The sequence below is a fragment of the Streptomyces sp. NPDC050704 genome, from assembly GCF_040654355.1.
Lineage (GTDB): Bacteria > Actinomycetota > Actinomycetes > Streptomycetales > Streptomycetaceae > Streptomyces.
In genome coordinates this window covers 15524-33349 of the sequence record NZ_JBFAHW010000066.1, presented here as the reverse complement: position 1 = coordinate 33349, position 17826 = coordinate 15524, and the positions used below count along the sequence as shown (strand labels likewise).

Here is a 17826-nt window from a genome sequence, read left to right as displayed (position 1 = left end):
TAAGTCCGGCAGCCCGCCGCCGGACCTGGATCTCGGTGCCGTCAACGGGGCGATTTCGGCGTTCACCGTGCGCACAACCGGTCCAATGCCGACTGGCTCTCATCGTCCGCGGCGCGGAAGACCACCAACCGTTGATCCGGATCCTGAAGCGGCACAAGCACTTCGAAATCCACCGCGATCACACCGACGTCAGGATGCCGCAGCACCTTGTGCCCGCGGCCGTTGACCTCGATGTCCCGCTCGGCCCACAATCGCGCGAATTCCTCGTCATGAGCGATGCATTCGGCAATGAGGTCGGTCAACGCCCGATCCTCCGGATGCGCGGCCCACGCAGCGCGCAGGTGCGCGATCCCCTCCCGCACGACGCGTTCGCGGTCGACGTAGAACTCGCGTGTCTCCGGATGTCTCAGGCACAACCACATCGCATTGCGCCGCGACGGAGGCAGGGTGTCGAAATCCAGTAGCAGCCTCGTCATTTCGCGGTTCCAGGCCAGGATGTCGTAGCGGTGGTTCATCAACATGGCCGGAAGCGGGGACAGTTCGGTGACCAGCCGGGTCAGCGGCGGCGCCGCAGCGGTGGCGGGTTTGTCGGCGTTGCGGGGGCGCTGCCGGGCCAGGTTGAAGAGATAGGCGCGTTCGACGGGGGCCAGGCGCAGCGCCCCGGCCAGCGCCTCCACCACGTCCGCCGAGGGCCGCGGCCCGCGCCCCTGCTCCAGCCGCACGATGTAGTCGACGCTGACCCCGGCCAGTTCAGCGACCTCTTCGCGGCGCAGTCCCGGGGTCCGCCGGGCCTGCCGACGCGACGGCAGACCGAGATCGCGCGGGTCCAGCCGTTCGCGCCGGGTCCGTAGGAACGCGGCCAACTCCTGTGTGGGGTCCACGGTGTGGGTCGTCATGTTCGTTCCAACAGCCAGGGTAGGACCGGCGTTCCCAGGAACCTCTCTCCCTTACCGCCGGCTCATGGCGGTCGCAGCCTTGTTCTCGACAACGGATCACCGGCACAGGAGGACACACGATGTCGCTCACCCTCGATACCTACCGGCTGCTGGGGCGCTCCGGGCTGCGGGTCTCACCGTTGGCGCTGGGCGCGGCGACCTTCGGCACCGAGTGGGGCTGGGGAGCCGGGCAGGACGAGGCACGCAAGCTGTTCGACCTCTACGTCGAGCGAGGCGGCAACTTCATCGACACCGCCAACACCTACACCGATGGCAGCTCCGAGCGCCTGCTGGGCGAGTTCACCCGCGACAACCGCGAAAGCCTGGTGCTGGCAACGAAATACACGACGCTGCGCCGGCCCGGCGACCCGAACTCCGGGGGCAGTCACCGCAAGAGCCTGTTCGCTTCGGTGGAAGCGAGTCTGCGACAGCTCAACACGGACTACCTCGATCTGCTCTACCTGCACGTGTGGGACTTCACGACCCCGGTCGAGGAGATCATGCGCGGCATGGACGATCTGGTCCGGCAGGGCAAGATCCTGTACGTGGCGATCTCCAACGCCCCGGCCTGGCAGGTGTCGCGCATGCAGGCGATCGCCGACCTGCGCGGCTGGTCACCGCTGGTCGCGCTGGAGATCGAATACAACCTGATCGAGCGTACGGGGGAACGTGACCTGATCCCCATGGCGCGTGAGATGGGGTTGGGCGTGGTCCCGTACTCACCGCTGGCCGGTGGGGTGCTCACCGGCAAGTACAGCCGCGACGACCTGACCGCGACGGATGTCGCATCCGGCGACGGCACCCGCAAGAGCTTCAACTTCGCCTTGGGCGCGCTCACCGAACGCAACCTCGCCATCGCTGATGTCGTGAAGGAGGTAGCGACGGAGCTGGGCCGCACACCCGCCCAGGTCGGGCTGGCCTGGACGCTGCGGAACCCGGGTGTGACGGCACCGATCATCGGCGCCCGCACCCCCGCGCAGCTGGAGGACAATCTGGGCGCCCTGGAGGTCGACCTCACCGCCTCCCAACTGGCCCGCCTCGACGAGGCCAGCGCGATCGGACTCGGCTTCCCGCACGACATGCTCGCCAGTGACCACATCCGCAAGGTGACCGAAGGCGACCTGAAGATCGAAACCCGCCGCTGATACCGATCGAGCGCCGAAGGCAGCGCAACTCCGCCCTCGGCGCGATCTCGGCCTGGCCTGGGGTCGGTTGTGGGATCAGCGGGCTGCCGCACGTCGAGTGGCGAAGCCGATGACCGCGGCCGACGCGGCGAGCACCGCGATGCTGGTGAGGGCGGTGGGCAGGGAGAACCAGTCCGCCATGAACCCGATGGCGGGTGGTCCAAGGAGCATGCCGCCGTAGCCGAGTGTGGACGCGATCGCGACTCCGTCGGGGCCGGCCAGCGTGCCGGCGCGTTCGATGGCGACGGGGAAGAGGTTGGCGAGGCCGAGTCCGGTGATCACGAAGCCGAGCAGCGCTGCCCACAGGGAGGGAGCGAGTGCGCCGAGCAGCATGCCGAGCGCGGCCGTAGTCCCGCCGTATACCAAGGTGCGGGTCTGGCCCAGGCGTTCGAGCAGCTGGGTGCCGGTCAGTCGGCCGATGGTCATGGCGAGCGCGAAGCAGGTGTAGCCGACTGCCGCGACGCCCGGTGTGGCGTCCAGGTCCTGCTCCAGGTGCAGGGCGCTCCAGTCGGCCATGGCTCCCTCGCCGTAGGCCGTGCACAGGGCGATGAGGCCGAAGGTGATGACGAGAGGGCGGGTGCGGGTTCCCGGGCGGCGCGGCGCGGACTCCGACCGCGGTGTGTTCTCCGCCCGCAGTGCGTTCTCCGGTGGTGTCGGGGGCTGGATGCGCAGCAGGGTGCGGCCCGCGAGGACGGTGACGAGCAGGCCGATCGCGGTGAGGCCGAGCAGGTGTTGGGTGGGGGACAGCGACCCGGCGACCAGCGCACCGAGTCCGGCGCCGATCATGCCTCCGAGGCTGAAAGCGGCGTGGAAGCTGGGCATGATGGGGCGTTGCAGGGCCCGCACCAAGTCGACAGCGGCGCTGTTGAACGCGACGTTGATCCCTCCGTACGCGCTGCCGAAGACCAGCAGTACGGCGCCCAGCGCGAGCGTCGAGTGGGTGAGCGGTGGCAGGGCGACGCTGAGGGAGAGCAGGACGGCGCAGACGACGGTGACCTGGTGGTTGCCGTAGCGGCGGCAGAGGCGGCCGGTGAGCACCATGGTGATCACCGCGCCGGCGGAGACGCCGAGGAGGGCGAGTCCCAGGCCGCTGGCCGAGGCGCCGGTCTGTTGCTTGATGGCGGGGATGCGGACGACCCAGCCGGCGAAGATGAAGCCGTCCAGGGCGAAGAAGACGGTGAGGGCGATGCGGAGGCGGGTCAGGTCGCTTCGGTTGCCCGGCACGTCGTTGTGCGTTCGGGCTTTGTTTATTAGCGGCACAAATTCAGGCTAGGTGGGGTGGATGGCTGGGGCAAGGGAGTTGATGGGCGCCGGCCTTCGAGGGCGTAGTGCTAAGCGCTCCGCTGGAAGCACGGTGATGAACCCGCAGGCCGGTGGGGGCTGGTCGCGCAGTTCCCCGCGCCCCTTACGGGGCGCGGTTCCGCACCGGACTTCACCAAGGCCGCTTAGTCCGCAGTGATGACCGACGGTGAAGCCGCCGTCCGCGCGCTGATGACGATCCGTCCGCGCTCCGATTCCGGGAAGCGGTCGAGCATCGTGCGCAGCTCCTCGGCGTTGACGTTGGCGCCGAAGGGATCGGTGCCCGGTTCGAGCCGTACCCCTTCGGCGAGTGGTCCGGCGATGACGGGGTCGAAGCCGAGGGCGTCGACGAGGCGTGTGACGGTGGCGAGGTCGTGCTCGTCGTCACCGGCGATCGCGATCGCTTTGCGTCCCGGTGTTCCCGAGGGGCGCGCCCCGTCCTCCAGGTCGTGGTAGCCCATGTGGTTGAAGGCTTTGACCACGCGAGCTCCGGACAGGTACGCCTGCACGGTCTCGCTCGACGAGGTGCGCGGGTCGGTGAGGTCCTCGCGGACACCGTCGACCTCCCACCAGTAGTTCATCGCGTCGATGACGAGTTTGCCCCGTAGCGCTTCGGCGGGAATGGTGCGGTACTTGCCGACGGGGAGGGCCAGGACGGCGATGTCCGCCCGCGCGGCGGCCTGCGCCGCGGTGACCGGTACCGCGCCCGGAGTGAGGACTTCGACGGTGAGGGCGATCTTGGCGGGGTCGCCGGAACCCGCGATGAGCACGCGGTAGCCCGCTGCCCGGGCCAGTCGTGCGAGCACGGTGCCGACCTTGCCCGCACCCAGGATGCCGACGGTGCCCACGGCTGTGGAGTCCGTGTAGTCCGTGTAGTCCATGTATTGGTCTTCTCCGTTCACGGCGTCAGCCGGCGAGGATGTCGCGGACCATCGGGATCACCTTCGTGCCGTACAGCTCGACGGCACGCAGGCGCGGGCCGATCGGCACTGATCCCGCGGTGTAGATGAGGTCGAACCGGCCGACGTCGAGTGCCTGGACGGCGCCGGCGATCTTGCGGGCGACCGTTTCGGGCGAGCCGATGTAGAGGGAGCCGTGGGCGATCTCGCTCTCGTACTCCTCCCGGCGGACCGGCGGCCAGCCGCGCAGCGCGCCGATGCGGTCGCGGATGACCCGGTAGTGCGGCCAGTGCAGCTCCCGGGCCTCCTCGTCCGTGTCGGCGATGAAGCCCGGCGAGTGCATCCCGACCGGATGAGCGGTCGTGCCGAACTGTGCGGTGGCGCGTCGGTAGAGGTCGACGTAGGGCGCGAAACGTTCCGGGCTGCCGCCGATGATGGCGATCATGAGTGGCAGGCCGTAGCGCGCGGTGCGGATGACCGACTGCGGTGAACCTCCGACGCCGACCCAGGTGGTCAGGTGTCCGGACTCGGTCTTCGGGAAGACGTCGGCGTTGTCGAGGGCTGCCCGCGTGGTGCCGCTCCAGGTGACGGGCTTCTCCTCCAGCAGCTTCGCGAAGAGCTCGATCTTCTCCTCGAACAGCACGTCGTAGTCGCTCAGGTCGTATCCGAAGAGAGGGAACGACTCGGTGAAGGAGCCGCGCCCCAGGATGACCTCGGCCCGGCCGTTCGAGAGCGCGTCCACCGTCGCGAACCGCTGGAACACGCGGACCGGATCGTCGGAACTCAGCACGGTCACGCCGGACGCCAGACGGATGCGGCTGGTACGGGTGGCGATGCCGGCCAACACCGTCTCCGGAGTCGAGATCGCGAACTCCGGACGGTGGTGCTCACCGAGGGCGATGACATCGACGCCGATCTCATCCGCCAGAACGGCCTCCTCGACGACCTGGCGGATGGCCGTCGCGTCGGACACGAGGGCGCCGGAATCGTCCTGCGGTACATCGCCGAACGTGTCCAGGCCGAAGACGAGATCAGACATGGTTGGGCTCCTTCGTGGCGGCCGCCGACTGGTTGACGTGTCAATTATTAGTCAATGTGAGTGACGCGTCAACTAGGAAGGAGCCGCCCCCGGCCGTGACGGTGTGCAGGCGTCACGGCCGAGGGCAGAGCCAGGGGGCACCGAGGCTCAGACCGGGGTCACCGTTCGACGACCGGTCGGAAGGCGGCCCGTACGTCGGACTTGGCGGTGGAGACGAACTCGTCGCCCGGGCCGTAGTCGTACGTGCCGTAGTACTCGTAGTGCAGGACGCTCGGGCAGCTGCCGCCGCTGATCTGCACCTGGCGCGGGTCGACGCGCTTTCCGGTGCGCAGCTCGTAGACCTTCAGCGGGATCTTGACCTTGTAGAAGGTCACCGAGTGAGGGAGGTACCTGGACTTGTCGTTCTCGTAGTAGCAGGACTCGACGGCGGCTCCGTTCTCCGCCGTGTCCGCGCAGACCACGAGCGCGGCCTTGGCCGGGTCGCCGGTCCGCCAGCCACCGGGGAGCCGGTCGGTGTACTCGGAGTCGCCGAGGAACAGCGCGCGGTTGACCCCCTTGCGGTACCGCGGGGCACCGCTGTACTTGGCGGGCGCGTCGCAGTAGCCGGTCGACGCGCTGGTCGTGTCCTCGACCAGACCGCGTACATTGTCCAGCTCGATGGCCAGGGTGGCCTTCTCCACACCGCTGCGTGCCTCGTCGGTGAGTGTGTCGTCCGGGTGCTCGTCGAGCAGATGCTGGTAGCGCGTCCGTGCCTGCTGCCAGGCCTCCTCGTCCATCAGCTCGTCGCCGCATCCCACCAGCGCGGCGGGTTCCGTACGCGTCGCGGTGTCGGCGGACCGGTCCAGTACGTCGTGGGTGGGCTCGCGGTCGCGGAGCCAGTCGGTGATGTCGGCGGTGTCGCAGGAGTCCTCGGTGGGCAGGCCGTCGAGGAAGGTGTCCAGGACCGTCTCGACGGTCTTCTCGTTGCCGGGCTCCCGCAGGACGCCGGCGAGGATGCCGAAGCCCCGCTCCAGGTCCTCGATGCTCCCGCTCCGTCCGGCGGCCAGCGTGGCCGCGGCCCGCTCAAGGCGGTGGCATGCCTCCACCACCGCGTCGCCGGGTTCGACCACCGGTGCGCCCGCCAGACGGTGGCCGGACCACACCTCGTCCTGCGCGGCCACGGCCGTCTCGCAGTCGCCGCTCTCGCGGGCCTCGTTCACCCGGTCCTCGATCCCGTACGCGTCGACGCGCAGCAGCACGGCGGTCAGCAGCACCGCCACCGTGACGGCGAGCGTGCCCGCGCGCTGCCCGCGCCGTACGACGTGCTCGGTGCGCCGACGGGCCAGGAACCAGCCGTGGGCGATGCCGGCCGCCCACCACAGGAGCAGCAGGATCTCGCACCAGGTCTCGGCGGTCGAGGCGGTGAGCTTGAGGAGCACGCCGGTGCCGAGCACGGCGATCGCGGCGAGCCGCCGGTGGCCGAGCAGCAGGTAGCCGATGCCGAGCAGCGAGGCGTTGCCGAGTGCCGCCGCCGGCGGGTCGGACGGGGCCGGGGGCCTGGGCGGCTCGGCAGGCGGCTGGTACGGGCCGGGTTCGTACGTCGGAGAGTCCATGTGCGATCACCCCTGAAGGGAGGTAGGCGCCGAGCCGCGTACGGAGAACCAGTGGCCGGCGCTGTCCCCCAGCAACATCCACACGGCCACCACGTCGATGCCGAAGAGCACGAGCATCGCGAGGCTGGGTGCCCCGGCGAGCAGCGAGGCGAGGAAACCGACGACCGTCGCGAGCGCCACGAAGATCAGACAGACGGCGAGCACCGCGTTGACCCAGAGGCGGCGCTTACGAGCCAGCAGGACGCAGACGATCTGGAGTGCCGCCATCCCGGAGCAGAACAGCGCCACGAACCAGGCCGTGTCCATCGGCATGAGCAGGTCCTGATTGTGTTCCTGCTTGCTGTAGTTCTCCTGCAGGAGCGCCCAGCTGCCGAACGCCATGCTCAGCGCGTTCAAGGTGACGATCACGAGAACGAAGACGATGGCCCAGGGCATACGCGCCGTCCCGGGCGGACCGGGCACCCCGGGCGGACCGGGAAGTCCATGCAGGCCAGGCGGGTTCGGAGAGTTCGGGATCACGGGTCACCTCACACTTTCGTCGTCCGGCAGGTCGTAGACCCGGGCCCAGTCGACTTCGTAGACGGCGCTCTGCAGGTCGTCGCCGTGGAAGTTGTCGAGCTGGATGGTCTGGTGCATGGAGGGGGCGCACTGAATGCAGTCGCGGTCCGCGTTCGCGCCGCCGGAGAGGCGGAACCACTCCTCGCCGTCGATGAAGCCGCGCACATGGTCCGGCGTCCACTCGACGGCGACGCTGTGCCACCGCGACAGGTCCACGCCGCACTTGCGCGCGAACTCCTGCTGCACGGGCACGCCCTCGGGGTGCGGATAGTGCAGGAACGCCTCGGCGCACCGCTCGCCCGGAGCACCGTTCTCCAGGTAGTCGTACTCGCCGTCCTGAGGGTGCTCGCCCGAGTCCGGCCACAGGATCAGCAGCGGGTGGTACTGCCGCCCGTTGTCGGGGGCGGTGGCCCGGGAGCGTACGCGGGCCTCCCACCGGCCGTACCGCTGCCCGTACGGCGAGGCGAGCCAGCCGGTGTCGCCGTTCGCCTCGCCGGTCATGCGCAGCACGTCGCCGACGACCCGGGTGTTGACGTCGCAGCGGCGGCCGTTGTCGCTGTGGCCGGGCCAGCACCTGCCGGGGCCGCCGCCCGCCAGGCGCCACTTGTCGCGGTCCGGTACGGCTGGTTCGGCCTCGGAGCCGTAGTCGAACTCGTCCGACCACTCGGGCAACGGATCGCCCCAGCCGTACCGTTCGGCGGCGGTCGTCGGATCGGCGAAGGCGGCGGGGGAGGCGGGGGAGGCGTTCACCGGGGTCGCCGTGAGCGTCACCGCGAGTGCCGCCGCGCCGAACCCCACGGCGAGGTGCCGGGCGCGAGGTCGTCCGTACATGACTCTCCTTCAGTGTGTCGCGCGTGTGCGGATGAGAGCGGATGAGAGGGGAGCGGCCCGAGCCCTCCCCCCTAGGTGGGCTCGGACCACGTTGTGGCCCGTCCTGGCCACGTCCCTCCGGCATTCGACCGCCGTACGCCGTTGTTCAGCAGGCCCTCTCCCTGCGCTGAACAACCCGGAGGCGCCAGCCGGACGAACCGGCCGGTCGGGAGGAATGGTGAGGATCGGGTGAACTCCCGTGCCCCGCCTGCGGATAGGCCGGGAGTCCGGTTGCGGCCGCCCCTGCGACTACCTACCGTGGGCGCCCGTGCGGATGCGCTGGGTGATGGCCCGGCGACAGCTGGGGCGAACGAGGGTAGGGCGGGCACGTGTCGGGACAACCAGGGCCGGGGCGCACCGAGGGCGAGCTGGATCCGGACGCCGGACCGGTGCCGCGGTTCGCGGCCGAGTTGCGCGCGCTGCGCGACTCCGCGGGGAAGCCCACGTACCGGGCGATGGCTCAGCGGGCGCGGTACGGGGTGACCGCCCTTTCGCAGGCGGCGGCCGGGAAGCAGCTGCCCTCCCGCGCGGTGGCGCTCGCCTACGTCAAGGCGTGCGGCGGCGACGTGATCGAGTGGGAACGGCGCTGGCGCGAGGCGTCGGCAGAGTTGGCCGCCGAGACCGCCGACGACGGGACCGCCCGGCCGCCGTACCGTGGCCTGACCCGGTTCGAACCGGGCGACGCCGAGCTGTTCTTCGGCCGCGACCAGCTCGTGGAGCGGCTGGTCGAGCTGAACCGCAAGCACCGCTTCACCGCCGTGTTCGGCCCTTCCGGCAGCGGCAAGTCCTCGCTGCTGCGCGCCGGTCTGATCCCCCGGTTGCGCACCCCGCGCGACGGCGAGGGCGGCGGTGACCGTGACACCGCTCCGGCGGCCGTACGGATCCTCACACCCGGCGCGGACCCGCTGCACACGCACGCCGACCGGCTCATACCCGTACCCGGCACCGACGCCGACACCTGGCTGATCGTCGACCAGTTCGAGGAGCTGTACACCCTCGGCGCCGACCCGGCCGACCGGGACACCTTCATCGACCGCCTCGTCGCCGCAACCGACGCCGACAGCCGGCTGCGCGTAGTCATCGCGGTGCGGGCCGACTTCCTCGGCCGCTGCGCCGAACACTCCGGCCTCACCGCCGTGTTGCAGGACGCCACGCTGCTCGCCGGGCCGATGAGCCGCGCGGAACTGCGGGAGGCCATCGTCCGCCCGGCCGCCGCGGACGGCCTGATCGTCGAACGCTCCCTGACCGACCGCCTCCTGGACGAGGTCGAGGGCGCCCCGGGCGGACTGCCGATGATGTCGCACGCCCTGCTGGAGACCTGGCGCCACCGCAGCGGCCGCGCCCTGACCGAGACCGCGTACGAGACGGCGGGCGGGCTGCGCGGCGCCGTCGTCCGCACGGCCGAGCAGGTGTACGACGAACTCACCGCGCCACAGGCCGAGTTGGCCCGCCGTATCCTGCTCCGCCTCGTCGCCCCCGGTGACGGCACACCCGACACACGCCGCCCCACCCAACACGCGGAGCTCGACTTCGGCGGCCCCGCCGACACCCGGGTGGTCCTGGAACGCCTGGTCCGTGCCCGCCTCATCACCTTCGACGACGGCACCGTCGACCTCGCCCACGAAGCCCTCATCACCGCCTGGCCCCGCCTGCGCGCATGGATAGACGCCGAACGCGACCGGCTGCGCGTCCACCGCTCGCTCTCCGAGGCGGCCCACACCTGGCAGCTACTCGGACGGGAGAACGCCGCGCTCTACGCCGGCTCCCGGCTCTCCGCCGCCCGCGACGCCTTTGCGCGCGACATCGCACCGGAGGACCGCCGCGTCGATGAACTGACCCCGGTGGAAAGGCAGTTCCTCACCGCCTCGCTCCGGCGCCGGCACCGCACCGCTCAGCTGCGCCGTACGGTCGTGGCCGTCCTCGCGGCGCTCGTGCTGCTCGCCGGCGGCACCGCCGTCGTCGCCCTCCAGGCGCGCGCCACCGCGCAGGCCGAACGGGACGACGCCGTCTTCGGCCAGCTCACCGCGGAGGCCGACCGGGTCCGTGACACCGACGCCGGTCTCGCCGCCCGGCTGGACGTCGCCGCGTACCGCATGCGCTCCACGCCGGACCTGCGGACCCGGTTGACCGCGGACGCGGGCCGGACGACGGCCACCAGGCTGACAGGCCACGACGGTATCGCCAGCTCCGTGGCGTACGCGCCCGACGGCCGCACGCTCGCCAGCGGCGGCCATGACGGCACGGTCCGGCTGTGGGACACCGCCGCCCGGCCGGGGTCGGCGGACCGGCCGGAGGACATCGGGAGACCACTGGGCGAGCCGCTGCGCATGCGTACGGGACCGGTCGGCGCGGTCGCCTTCAGACCGACGGACGGCGACCTGCTGGTGGCCACCGGGAAAGGCGGCGGCATCCAACTGTGGGACATACGGGACCGGTTGCGGCCCCGTGCCGTCGGCCGGCCGCTGGTGAGCCACGACGAGGAGAACGTCGTCTCCGTCGCGTTCGCCCCCGACGGCCGCACGCTGGCCACCGCCGGTGACGACGGGACCGTACGGCTGTGGGACCTGAGCGACCCGGCCCGCCCCGCTCCCCTCGGCGAGCCCGCCGAGGCCGACGAGTCCGATCAAGGCAGCGTCCGCGCCGTCGCGTTCGCCCCGGACGGCCGGACGCTGGCCACGGCCGGGTTCGACGGGACCGTACGGATGTGGCGGTTCGACGGAGCCGCGGGCGCGGGCGACGGGATCGCGCCGCTGGGCAAGCCGGCGCGCGGACACACCGCCGCCGTCTGGACGCTGGCCTTCTCCCCGGACGGCCGGACGCTGGCCACGGCCGGCTTCGACGAGACCGTACGGCTGTGGGACGCGTCCGACCCGAGCCGCCTCCAGCCGCTGGGCGAACCGCTCACCGAGCACACCGCGCCCGTGATGTCGGTGGCGTTCAGCTCCGACGGCGAGACCCTGGCCACCGCGGGCGAGGACGACCTGCCCATCCTGTGGAACGTCGCCAACCCCGCCTACCCGCAGCAGCTCGGGGAGCCGCTGACCGGCCACACGGAGGCCGTGTGGGAGGTGGCCTTCAGCCCCGACGGCCGTACCCTCGCCAGCACCGGCGCCGACGGCGGCGTCCTGCTCTGGCACCGGCCGGCGACCGTCCTCACCGACTTCACCAACCCGCTGACCGCCGTCTCCTACAGCCCCGACGGCCGTCTGCTCGCCGTCGCCAGTACCGACGACGGGCTGATCCGCCTGTGGGACGTACGCCGTCCGGACCGCCCGCGCCGGATCCCGCGGACGCTCGACCACGAGGACGCGGTGCCGGCCGTCGCGTTCGCCCCGGACGGCCGCACGCTGGCCAGCGGCTCGAAGGACGGCGCCCTGCGGCTGTGGGACGTCTCCGAGCCCGAACGCCCCACCCTGCTCGGCGAACCACTGGACGCGCACGAAGGCGGCGTCCTCACCGTCGCGTTCGCCCCCGACGGCCGCACGCTGGCCACCGGCGGCGAGGACGACACGGTGCGGCTCTGGGACGTACGGCGAGCGGACGGCGTCCCCGTGGCCGCGCCGCTCGGCGAACCGCTGCGCGGCCACACGGACGCCGTCACCTCCGTGGCCTTCGCCCGCGGCGGCCGCATCCTGGCCAGCGGCAGCGGGGACAACACCGCCCGGCTGTGGCACGTGGGCGACGGGACGCGGGCACGCCCCGCGGGCGCCGCCCTGACCGGCCACGACGACCAGATCAACGCGGTGGCGTTCGCCCCGGACGGGAAGACCCTCGCCACCGGCAGCGACGACCGCACGGTACGGCTGTGGGACGTGGCACAGGCGGACCGTGTACGTCCGTTGAGGGAGGAGCTGGCCGAGCACCGCGGGGCGGTCAGGTCCGTGGCGTTCGCCCCGGACGGGAAGACCCTTGCCACCGGCAGCGGCGACCATACGGTCCGCCTGTGGGACGTGGCCGACCCGGCCCGCGCCGAGCCCGTCGGCCAGGAACTCACCGGCCATCTCGACACCGTCACCTCCGTCGCGTTCAGCCCGGACGGCGACACCCTCGCCTCCGCCGGTTACGACCTGACGGCCCGGGTGTGGACCCTGGACGCGGACCGCGCGGCGGACCACGTCTGCGACCGCACCGCCGGCGTCCTCACCCGCGCCGAGTGGGAGGAGCACCTGCCGCAACTCGGCTACCGGGAGGCGTGCGAGGGGCGTTAGGGACGCTCAGGGAGTGGTGAACTTCAGCACGGCGCCGTCCTTGTTCTGCGCGACGACGGTGACCTTCAGATCGTCGCCCCACCTGGCCTCACCGCCCTGGCCACCGAGCTGCATCACGGAGCTGGGCGTCTCGAAGACGACGGAGTCGTCCCCCGGGTTGACGTGCAGGTCCATCCCGTTCGCCGTGATCCACCCCGGCGAGGTCACCAGGACCTCGCACTCGCCGTCCGAGCACGCGCCGGTGTTCCTGCCGTCCGCCGCCTTGGGCAGCGGGCCGGTCGGGTCGGGCGTGGGCGTGGGCGAGGCCGTCTCCTCGGAGGGCTTCCAGCCCGGGGCGCACTGGTCGGCCTGTTTGTACGCCGCCGCGAGCTGTGGGTCCTTCTTCGTCAGCGCGGGCAGGTCCGGCCGGGGCGGGGTGAGGGACTGGACGAGCTTGTCGACGCCCGCGGCACTGCCCTCGGCGTCGTCGAAGGCGTCGTTCGGGGACACCCCCGCGAGTTCGGTCACCACGCCCTTCACCTTCTTCAGCCAGGCGTCGAGCAGCCGGTCGGCCGCGGGAACGCCGGACTGGTCGAGGCCCGCCAGGTCACCTTCCACGTCCTTCACCGTCGTCGGTGTCCAGGAGAGGTAGTCGACGGCGAGGGCTTGGGCGGGCCAGTCGCCCTCGTCCGAGTTCCGGATCTCCTTCAGGTCCGCGGCGCTGTCCGTCCGCAGCTTCTTGAGCGCGGTCGTCGACTCGCACATGCCGCCGACCAACTCCACCAGTGCCTTGGACGGCGGCCGTGCCGGTGTCGGCTCGGCCGACCCCTTGGCCCCCCTGTCGGAGGGATCGGCCTTCGCGTCCGTCCCGTCTCCGCCCCCGCAGCCGCCGACGGCCAGTACGAGCCCGGCGGCCACCACGGCGACACTCCCTCTCCTGGTGAACATCCCGCACCTGATGAACATCCCACGACCTCTCTCCGCGACTCTGCGCGCTTACGTACCTCCAGTTCAGCGCGGCACGGATTGTTCAGTCACCCGGTCCGAAGCCGTGAACAACACCCGGCCTCCCGGCTCCGGACCCGGACACCGCGGTGAACGGCTCCGGGCCGTCATCCGTAGTCCTCTCGAGTCCAGTTGAGTTCGCCTCCCGCGCGGGGGCGGGAACAGCCCTGACATGGAGAGGCGACGTGCCACACCAGCAAGCGCAAGGACACATCGGCCGCAACCGGCCCACCGCTCACCTGGTGCGGGTGGCCGCTGTTGTCGGGAGCCTGGCCCTCGTCCACCTGGCCGCGGCCTGCAGCGGCGGCGGGGACAGCACGGCCAAGGGCGGGCCGTCGGAGATCTCCGACGCCCCCGCGGCGGCGGTGGTGGCGCCGGCCAAGGTCGAAGTGATCGCCGGCCTGACGGGCTGCAAGCCGAAGATCCGCATCGAGGCGGACGAACTGCGCCAGGGTCTCTGTCACACCAAGAAGGTCGACTACCTCATCACCACCTTCCCCGAGGAGAAGTACAAGGAGACCTGGCTGGACTCCGCCGCCGTCTACGGGGGCAAATATCTGGTCGGCTCGCGTTGGATCGTCAGTGCCAAAGAGCCGGAGATGCTGGAGCAGTTCCGTACCAAGCTCGGCGGGACCGTCCGGCAACTGCAGGGCATAGGACCGAATCCAGAGCCGAGCTCGTCGTAGCGGCCGCGGGCCGGACGGCTGCGCAAGCCGCGCCTCACAGCAGGCCGAGGTCCCGGGCGCGGAGGGCCGCCTGCGTGCGGTCGCGCAGGGCGAGGCGGGTGAGGATGCGGGACACGTGGTTCTTGACCGTGCCCTCGCTGAGGTACAGCCGCGCGGCGATCTCCCGGTTGGTGTGCCCCTGCGCCACAAGCCGCAGGATGTCCGTCTCGCGCGGGCTCAGGGGGACGGCGGGAGCCGGAGCCGGGACGGAACCGGGGGACGGCAGGGAGGCGGTGAGGTGGTGGGCGACGGACGAGTCGAGCTGGGTGACCCCCGCGTGCGCCAGGCGGACCGCGTGAGCGAGTTCCTCGGCCGGCAGGTCCTTGAGCAGGTATCCGTGGGCACCGGCCCGCAGCGCCTGCACGACGTACTCCTCGTCGTCGAACGTCGTCAGCATCACCACCCGGCACTCCGGCGCCCGGCCGCGCAGGACCGCGACCGCCTCGACCCCGTCCATCTCCGGCATCCGGACATCCATGAGGACGACGTCCGGGCCCAGTTCCAGCGTCTTCGCCACGGCGTCCCGGCCGTCCACGGCCGTGCCGACGACCGCGATGCCCGGCCGGATGGAGAGCAGGGAGGCGATGCCGTCCCGGATGAGCCGCTGGTCGTCCACCACCAGCACCCGTACCGGCGGCGCCGGCTCCTGGTCGTCCATGGTCACCCTTCCCCCGCCTTCCCCGCCGTTCCGCGTGGAACGGTCACCGTGAGCCGGGTGCCGGACTCCGGACAGCTGTCGATGTCCACACTCCCCGCCACGAGTTGCACCCGCTCCCTCATCCCGAGCAGCCCGAACCCGGCGGCGGCCGCGTCCGGCGCGAAGCCCCGGCCGTCGTCGGTCACCACCAGCCGCGCGGTGTCATCGGTCAGGCGGACCACCACCGTGACCCGGGTGGCCCGCGCATGGCGACGCGCGTTGGTCACGCCCTCCTGCGCGGCCCGGTACAGGGCGGTCAACTCGGCCGCGCCGTAACCGTCCTGGTCACCGCTCACCTCGACGGTGACCCGCGGCCGTGCCTCACCGCCCTGTGCCAGGCCGGCGAGCGCCGTCGACAGCGTGGGATGCGCCGCCTCGTCCCGCAGCGCGCGAACCGACTGCCGTACGTCACCCAGCGCGAGCTTCACCGACTGCCTCGCCTCGGTCAGCGCCCGCTGGGCCGCGTCGGGGTCCAGCGCCCGGAACTCCGAGGCCATCTCCAACTGCACGGACATCGCCGTGAGATGGTGCCCGAGACTGTCGTGGATGTCCCGCGCCAGCCGATTGCGCTCGGCGGCGGCGGACAGCCCGGCGACTCGCGAGGCGTACTCCTCCAGTTCGCGCCGGGCGCGCTGTTCACCGACGGCCACCGCGGCCATCGAGATCGCCAGCACCAGGCCGACCGAGAGCATCAGCAGGTCGGACACGCGCTCCAGGTCGCGATACCAGCCGGGCGCGGTCAGTACGTAGCCGAAGAGCAGCCCGGCCAGGCACAGCGCGCCCAACGCGAGTGCGGTCGTGCGGCCGAAGGCGAAGTAGGCGGTGAACGGCAGCAGGACGAACAGCACTTGGGACAGTCCCGAGGCATCGAGGAGGACCACCGCGCCGATCAGCCCGCACCGCGCCAGCAGCAGCGGAAGCCGGGCCGCGAGCCGGCGGCGGCCGACCGCTTCCAGGGCGAACAGGGCCCCGACCGCGGCGACGAAGCCGACCGTCCGCCAGACCGTCGGCCCGGGGCCGTTGCCCAGGCCGGCCACCGTGTAGTACAGACCGCCGGCGAGCACCGTGCCGTACAGCAGTGGCGCCACCCACCGCACGGGTTGATACGCCGCCATGCGCAACCCCCCTCACCCGCTGGGGCCAGGCTAGGCCGAACACGACCGCCGGGGGACACCGGCGGGGAAACTCCCGCCGGTCCAGGCCGATCGGCACCTGCCGGACGGCACCCCACCGCCAGGAAGACGGTGACTTCCGGCTGTCGACGGCCGACGTCCTGCACCTCCCGCCGCCCGCCCACCGCTCCCTACGGTGACGGCTCCGAACGCACTGTCCGAGCCAGACCGAGCACCGGGAGCCCCTCATGTCCTCGCACATCACCTCACCGACACCGACACTGACACCGGCACAGGCGGTGACATCGGCATCGCCGTTTCGCGTCGGCGCCCTGTGCGGGCTGCTGTCCGGCCTGCTGATCGCCCTGCCCTCGCTGGTCGAGGCATTCACGGGGGAGACCTCCGCGACCAGCGTCCTGCTCGCCCTCTCCTCCCCGTTCGCTCTGCCGCTGCTCACCGCACTGCACCGGCGGCAGGGCCCGGCCGGCGGGCGCCTCGGAGAGGTCGGCCACACCGTGAACCTCGTCGGTCTCGGCCTGTTCGGCAGCGCCGCGTTCGCCGCGAACCTGGTGCTGTTCTACTTCGACGACGCCGTCATCGACGAGACCCTGACCGGGCCCACGATCCCCGTACTCATCGGCTCCGCGGCCGTCTTCGCCGTGGGCTGCGCCCTGTTCGGAGCGGCGATGGTCCGCGCCCGGATCCTGCCGAGGGTCCCGTCGTGGGGGTACGCCGTCGTCCTGCCGCTGTTCGCGTTCCTGACCTCACTGCCCGAGTCCCTGCTCACCATCGCGGGGCACATCATGGTCGGGGTCATCCTGATGTGGCTCTCGGCCGCGCTGTTGCGCACTGCCGGAGGCATCGAGCACGCGTCGGGCCCGAGCCCGGCATCCGTCTGAGCTGTCGTGCCTTCTGGGCGTACGGGTGGTCCGGTGCCGGGGGGATACCGGGGACGTCCGGCACCGGACCGTGGAAGGGGGTGGTCAGCCCCAGGCCATTTCGCAATTGGCGACCCTTGGCGCCGAGTTGGGCGGCCGGTGGCCGGGGACGGCGAAGAAGGCAACGGGGAAGGGTGGTCAGGACGTGGCGGCGAGGGCTTTGAGACGCCCGTCGATCTGGCCGGCGGTGGCATGGCCGACGGCCACGGCCACGGTGCGGTCGCCTTCGACGGCCAGCAGGGTGGGGAAGCCGTCCACGCCCAGAGTCGCCGCCCTCGCGAAGTCGGCCTTGGCGGCGGCGGCCGAATCCGGTGCGGTGAACGCGCCGGCCACGGCGTCCGCGTCCAGGCCCGCCGCCGCGGCGACCGTCTGGTACGTGGCCGGGTCGGACAGGCTCAGACCGGCTACGTAGAACGCCTGCTGCAGCGCGGCGGTCAGCTCCACGACGCGGTCGGGCGCGGTCTGTCGCAGTGCGGTCACCCCGCGGGCGGCCGCCGCGGAGTCCATCACGAACGAGCCGTCCGCGATCAACCGCGCGTACCCCGCCCCGAACTCGACCCCGGTCAGCTCACTGATCTTGGCGTTGGCGCCCTGGACGTACCCGAACTCCCGCACCGGCACCCGGCGCGAGCCGGTGAACAGCCCACCGGACACCACCTCCACCTCCAGATCCGGACGCCGTCGGACGAGCTCGGTCAGCGTCGGCACGAATCCGTACGACCAGCCGCAGTAGGCATCGAAGACGTGGACAAGCTTCATGAGCGGGTGCCTCCCGGCCGTGCGGCC

Annotated in this window: 15 protein-coding genes; 4 read left to right on the top strand and 11 right to left on the bottom strand. The window is 71.6% G+C overall.

The genetic code is table 11. From position 1 onward, the window contains the following. Positions 1-62: 62 nt before the first annotated feature. Complete coding sequence (locus AB0I18_RS32305; protein WP_363109179.1) at positions 63-896, bottom strand: helix-turn-helix transcriptional regulator; 834 nt, start codon at positions 894-896, stop codon at positions 63-65. Between the two features lie 119 nt (positions 897-1015). Here AB0I18_RS32305 and AB0I18_RS32300 point away from each other — a divergent pair, with 119 nt between their 5' ends. Continuing rightward, a complete protein-coding gene (locus tag AB0I18_RS32300; protein WP_363109178.1) occupies positions 1016-2080 on the top strand; it encodes an aldo/keto reductase in 1065 nt (354 codons plus the stop codon). 75 nt (positions 2081-2155) lie between these two features. On the opposite strand, the gene AB0I18_RS32295 is transcribed toward AB0I18_RS32300, so the two are convergent. The 6 genes from AB0I18_RS32295 to AB0I18_RS32270 all read right to left on the bottom strand — a co-directional run bounded on the left by AB0I18_RS32295 (position 2156) and on the right by AB0I18_RS32270 (position 8337). Further along, on the bottom strand, positions 2156-3343 hold the full coding sequence (locus AB0I18_RS32295) for an MFS transporter (protein WP_363109177.1): 1188 nt from the start codon (positions 3341-3343) through the stop codon (positions 2156-2158). Between the two features lie 221 nt (positions 3344-3564). Then, positions 3565-4299, bottom strand: a complete 735-nt coding sequence (locus tag AB0I18_RS32290) for an NAD(P)-binding domain-containing protein (RefSeq protein ID WP_363109176.1) — start codon at positions 4297-4299, stop codon at positions 3565-3567. 25 nt (positions 4300-4324) lie between these two features. Next, positions 4325-5356 (bottom strand): LLM class flavin-dependent oxidoreductase, encoded by a 1032-nt coding sequence (locus AB0I18_RS32285; RefSeq protein ID WP_363109175.1) that lies wholly within the window; start codon positions 5354-5356, stop codon positions 4325-4327. 158 nt (positions 5357-5514) lie between these two features. Then, a complete protein-coding gene (locus AB0I18_RS32280; RefSeq protein ID WP_363109174.1) occupies positions 5515-6948 on the bottom strand; it encodes a hypothetical protein in 1434 nt (477 codons plus the stop codon). Positions 6949-6954: 6 nt separating this feature from the next. After that, positions 6955-7383, bottom strand: coding sequence for a hypothetical protein (locus tag AB0I18_RS32275; protein WP_363109173.1), 429 nt, complete (start codon positions 7381-7383; stop codon positions 6955-6957). Positions 7384-7470: 87 nt separating this feature from the next. Next, entirely contained in the window at positions 7471-8337 is an 867-nt protein-coding gene (locus AB0I18_RS32270) for a glycoside hydrolase family 16 protein (RefSeq protein WP_363109172.1), read from the bottom strand. 368 nt (positions 8338-8705) lie between these two features. Between AB0I18_RS32270 and AB0I18_RS32265 the strand changes: the two genes are divergently transcribed. Then, entirely contained in the window at positions 8706-12584 is a 3879-nt protein-coding gene (locus AB0I18_RS32265) for a WD40 repeat domain-containing protein (protein WP_363109171.1), read from the top strand. A gap of 6 nt (positions 12585-12590) precedes the next feature. On the opposite strand, the gene AB0I18_RS32260 is transcribed toward AB0I18_RS32265, so the two are convergent. After that, entirely contained in the window at positions 12591-13511 is a 921-nt protein-coding gene (locus AB0I18_RS32260; RefSeq protein WP_363109170.1) for a hypothetical protein, read from the bottom strand. 299 nt (positions 13512-13810) lie between these two features. Here AB0I18_RS32260 and AB0I18_RS32255 point away from each other — a divergent pair, with 299 nt between their 5' ends. Continuing rightward, positions 13811-14254, top strand: a complete 444-nt coding sequence (locus AB0I18_RS32255; protein WP_363109204.1) for a hypothetical protein — start codon at positions 13811-13813, stop codon at positions 14252-14254. A 34-nt stretch (positions 14255-14288) separates the two neighbouring features. On the opposite strand, the gene AB0I18_RS32250 is transcribed toward AB0I18_RS32255, so the two are convergent. Both AB0I18_RS32250 and AB0I18_RS32245 read right to left on the bottom strand, forming a co-directional pair. Continuing rightward, a complete protein-coding gene (locus AB0I18_RS32250; RefSeq protein WP_363109169.1) occupies positions 14289-14951 on the bottom strand; it encodes a response regulator transcription factor in 663 nt (220 codons plus the stop codon). A 2-nt stretch (positions 14952-14953) separates the two neighbouring features. Further along, the gene (locus AB0I18_RS32245; RefSeq protein ID WP_363109168.1) at positions 14954-16105 is read right to left on the bottom strand and encodes a sensor histidine kinase; all 1152 of its coding nucleotides are present in this window, start codon (positions 16103-16105) and stop codon (positions 14954-14956) included. 245 nt (positions 16106-16350) lie between these two features. Between AB0I18_RS32245 and AB0I18_RS32240 the strand changes: the two genes are divergently transcribed. After that, on the top strand, positions 16351-17001 hold the full coding sequence (locus AB0I18_RS32240) for a hypothetical protein (RefSeq protein ID WP_363109167.1): 651 nt from the start codon (positions 16351-16353) through the stop codon (positions 16999-17001). A 177-nt stretch (positions 17002-17178) separates the two neighbouring features. Here AB0I18_RS32240 and AB0I18_RS32235 read toward each other — a convergent pair whose 3' ends face one another. Next, the gene (locus AB0I18_RS32235) at positions 17179-17799 is read right to left on the bottom strand and encodes a DsbA family protein (protein ID WP_363109166.1); all 621 of its coding nucleotides are present in this window, start codon (positions 17797-17799) and stop codon (positions 17179-17181) included. Positions 17800-17826 lie beyond the last annotated feature (27 nt).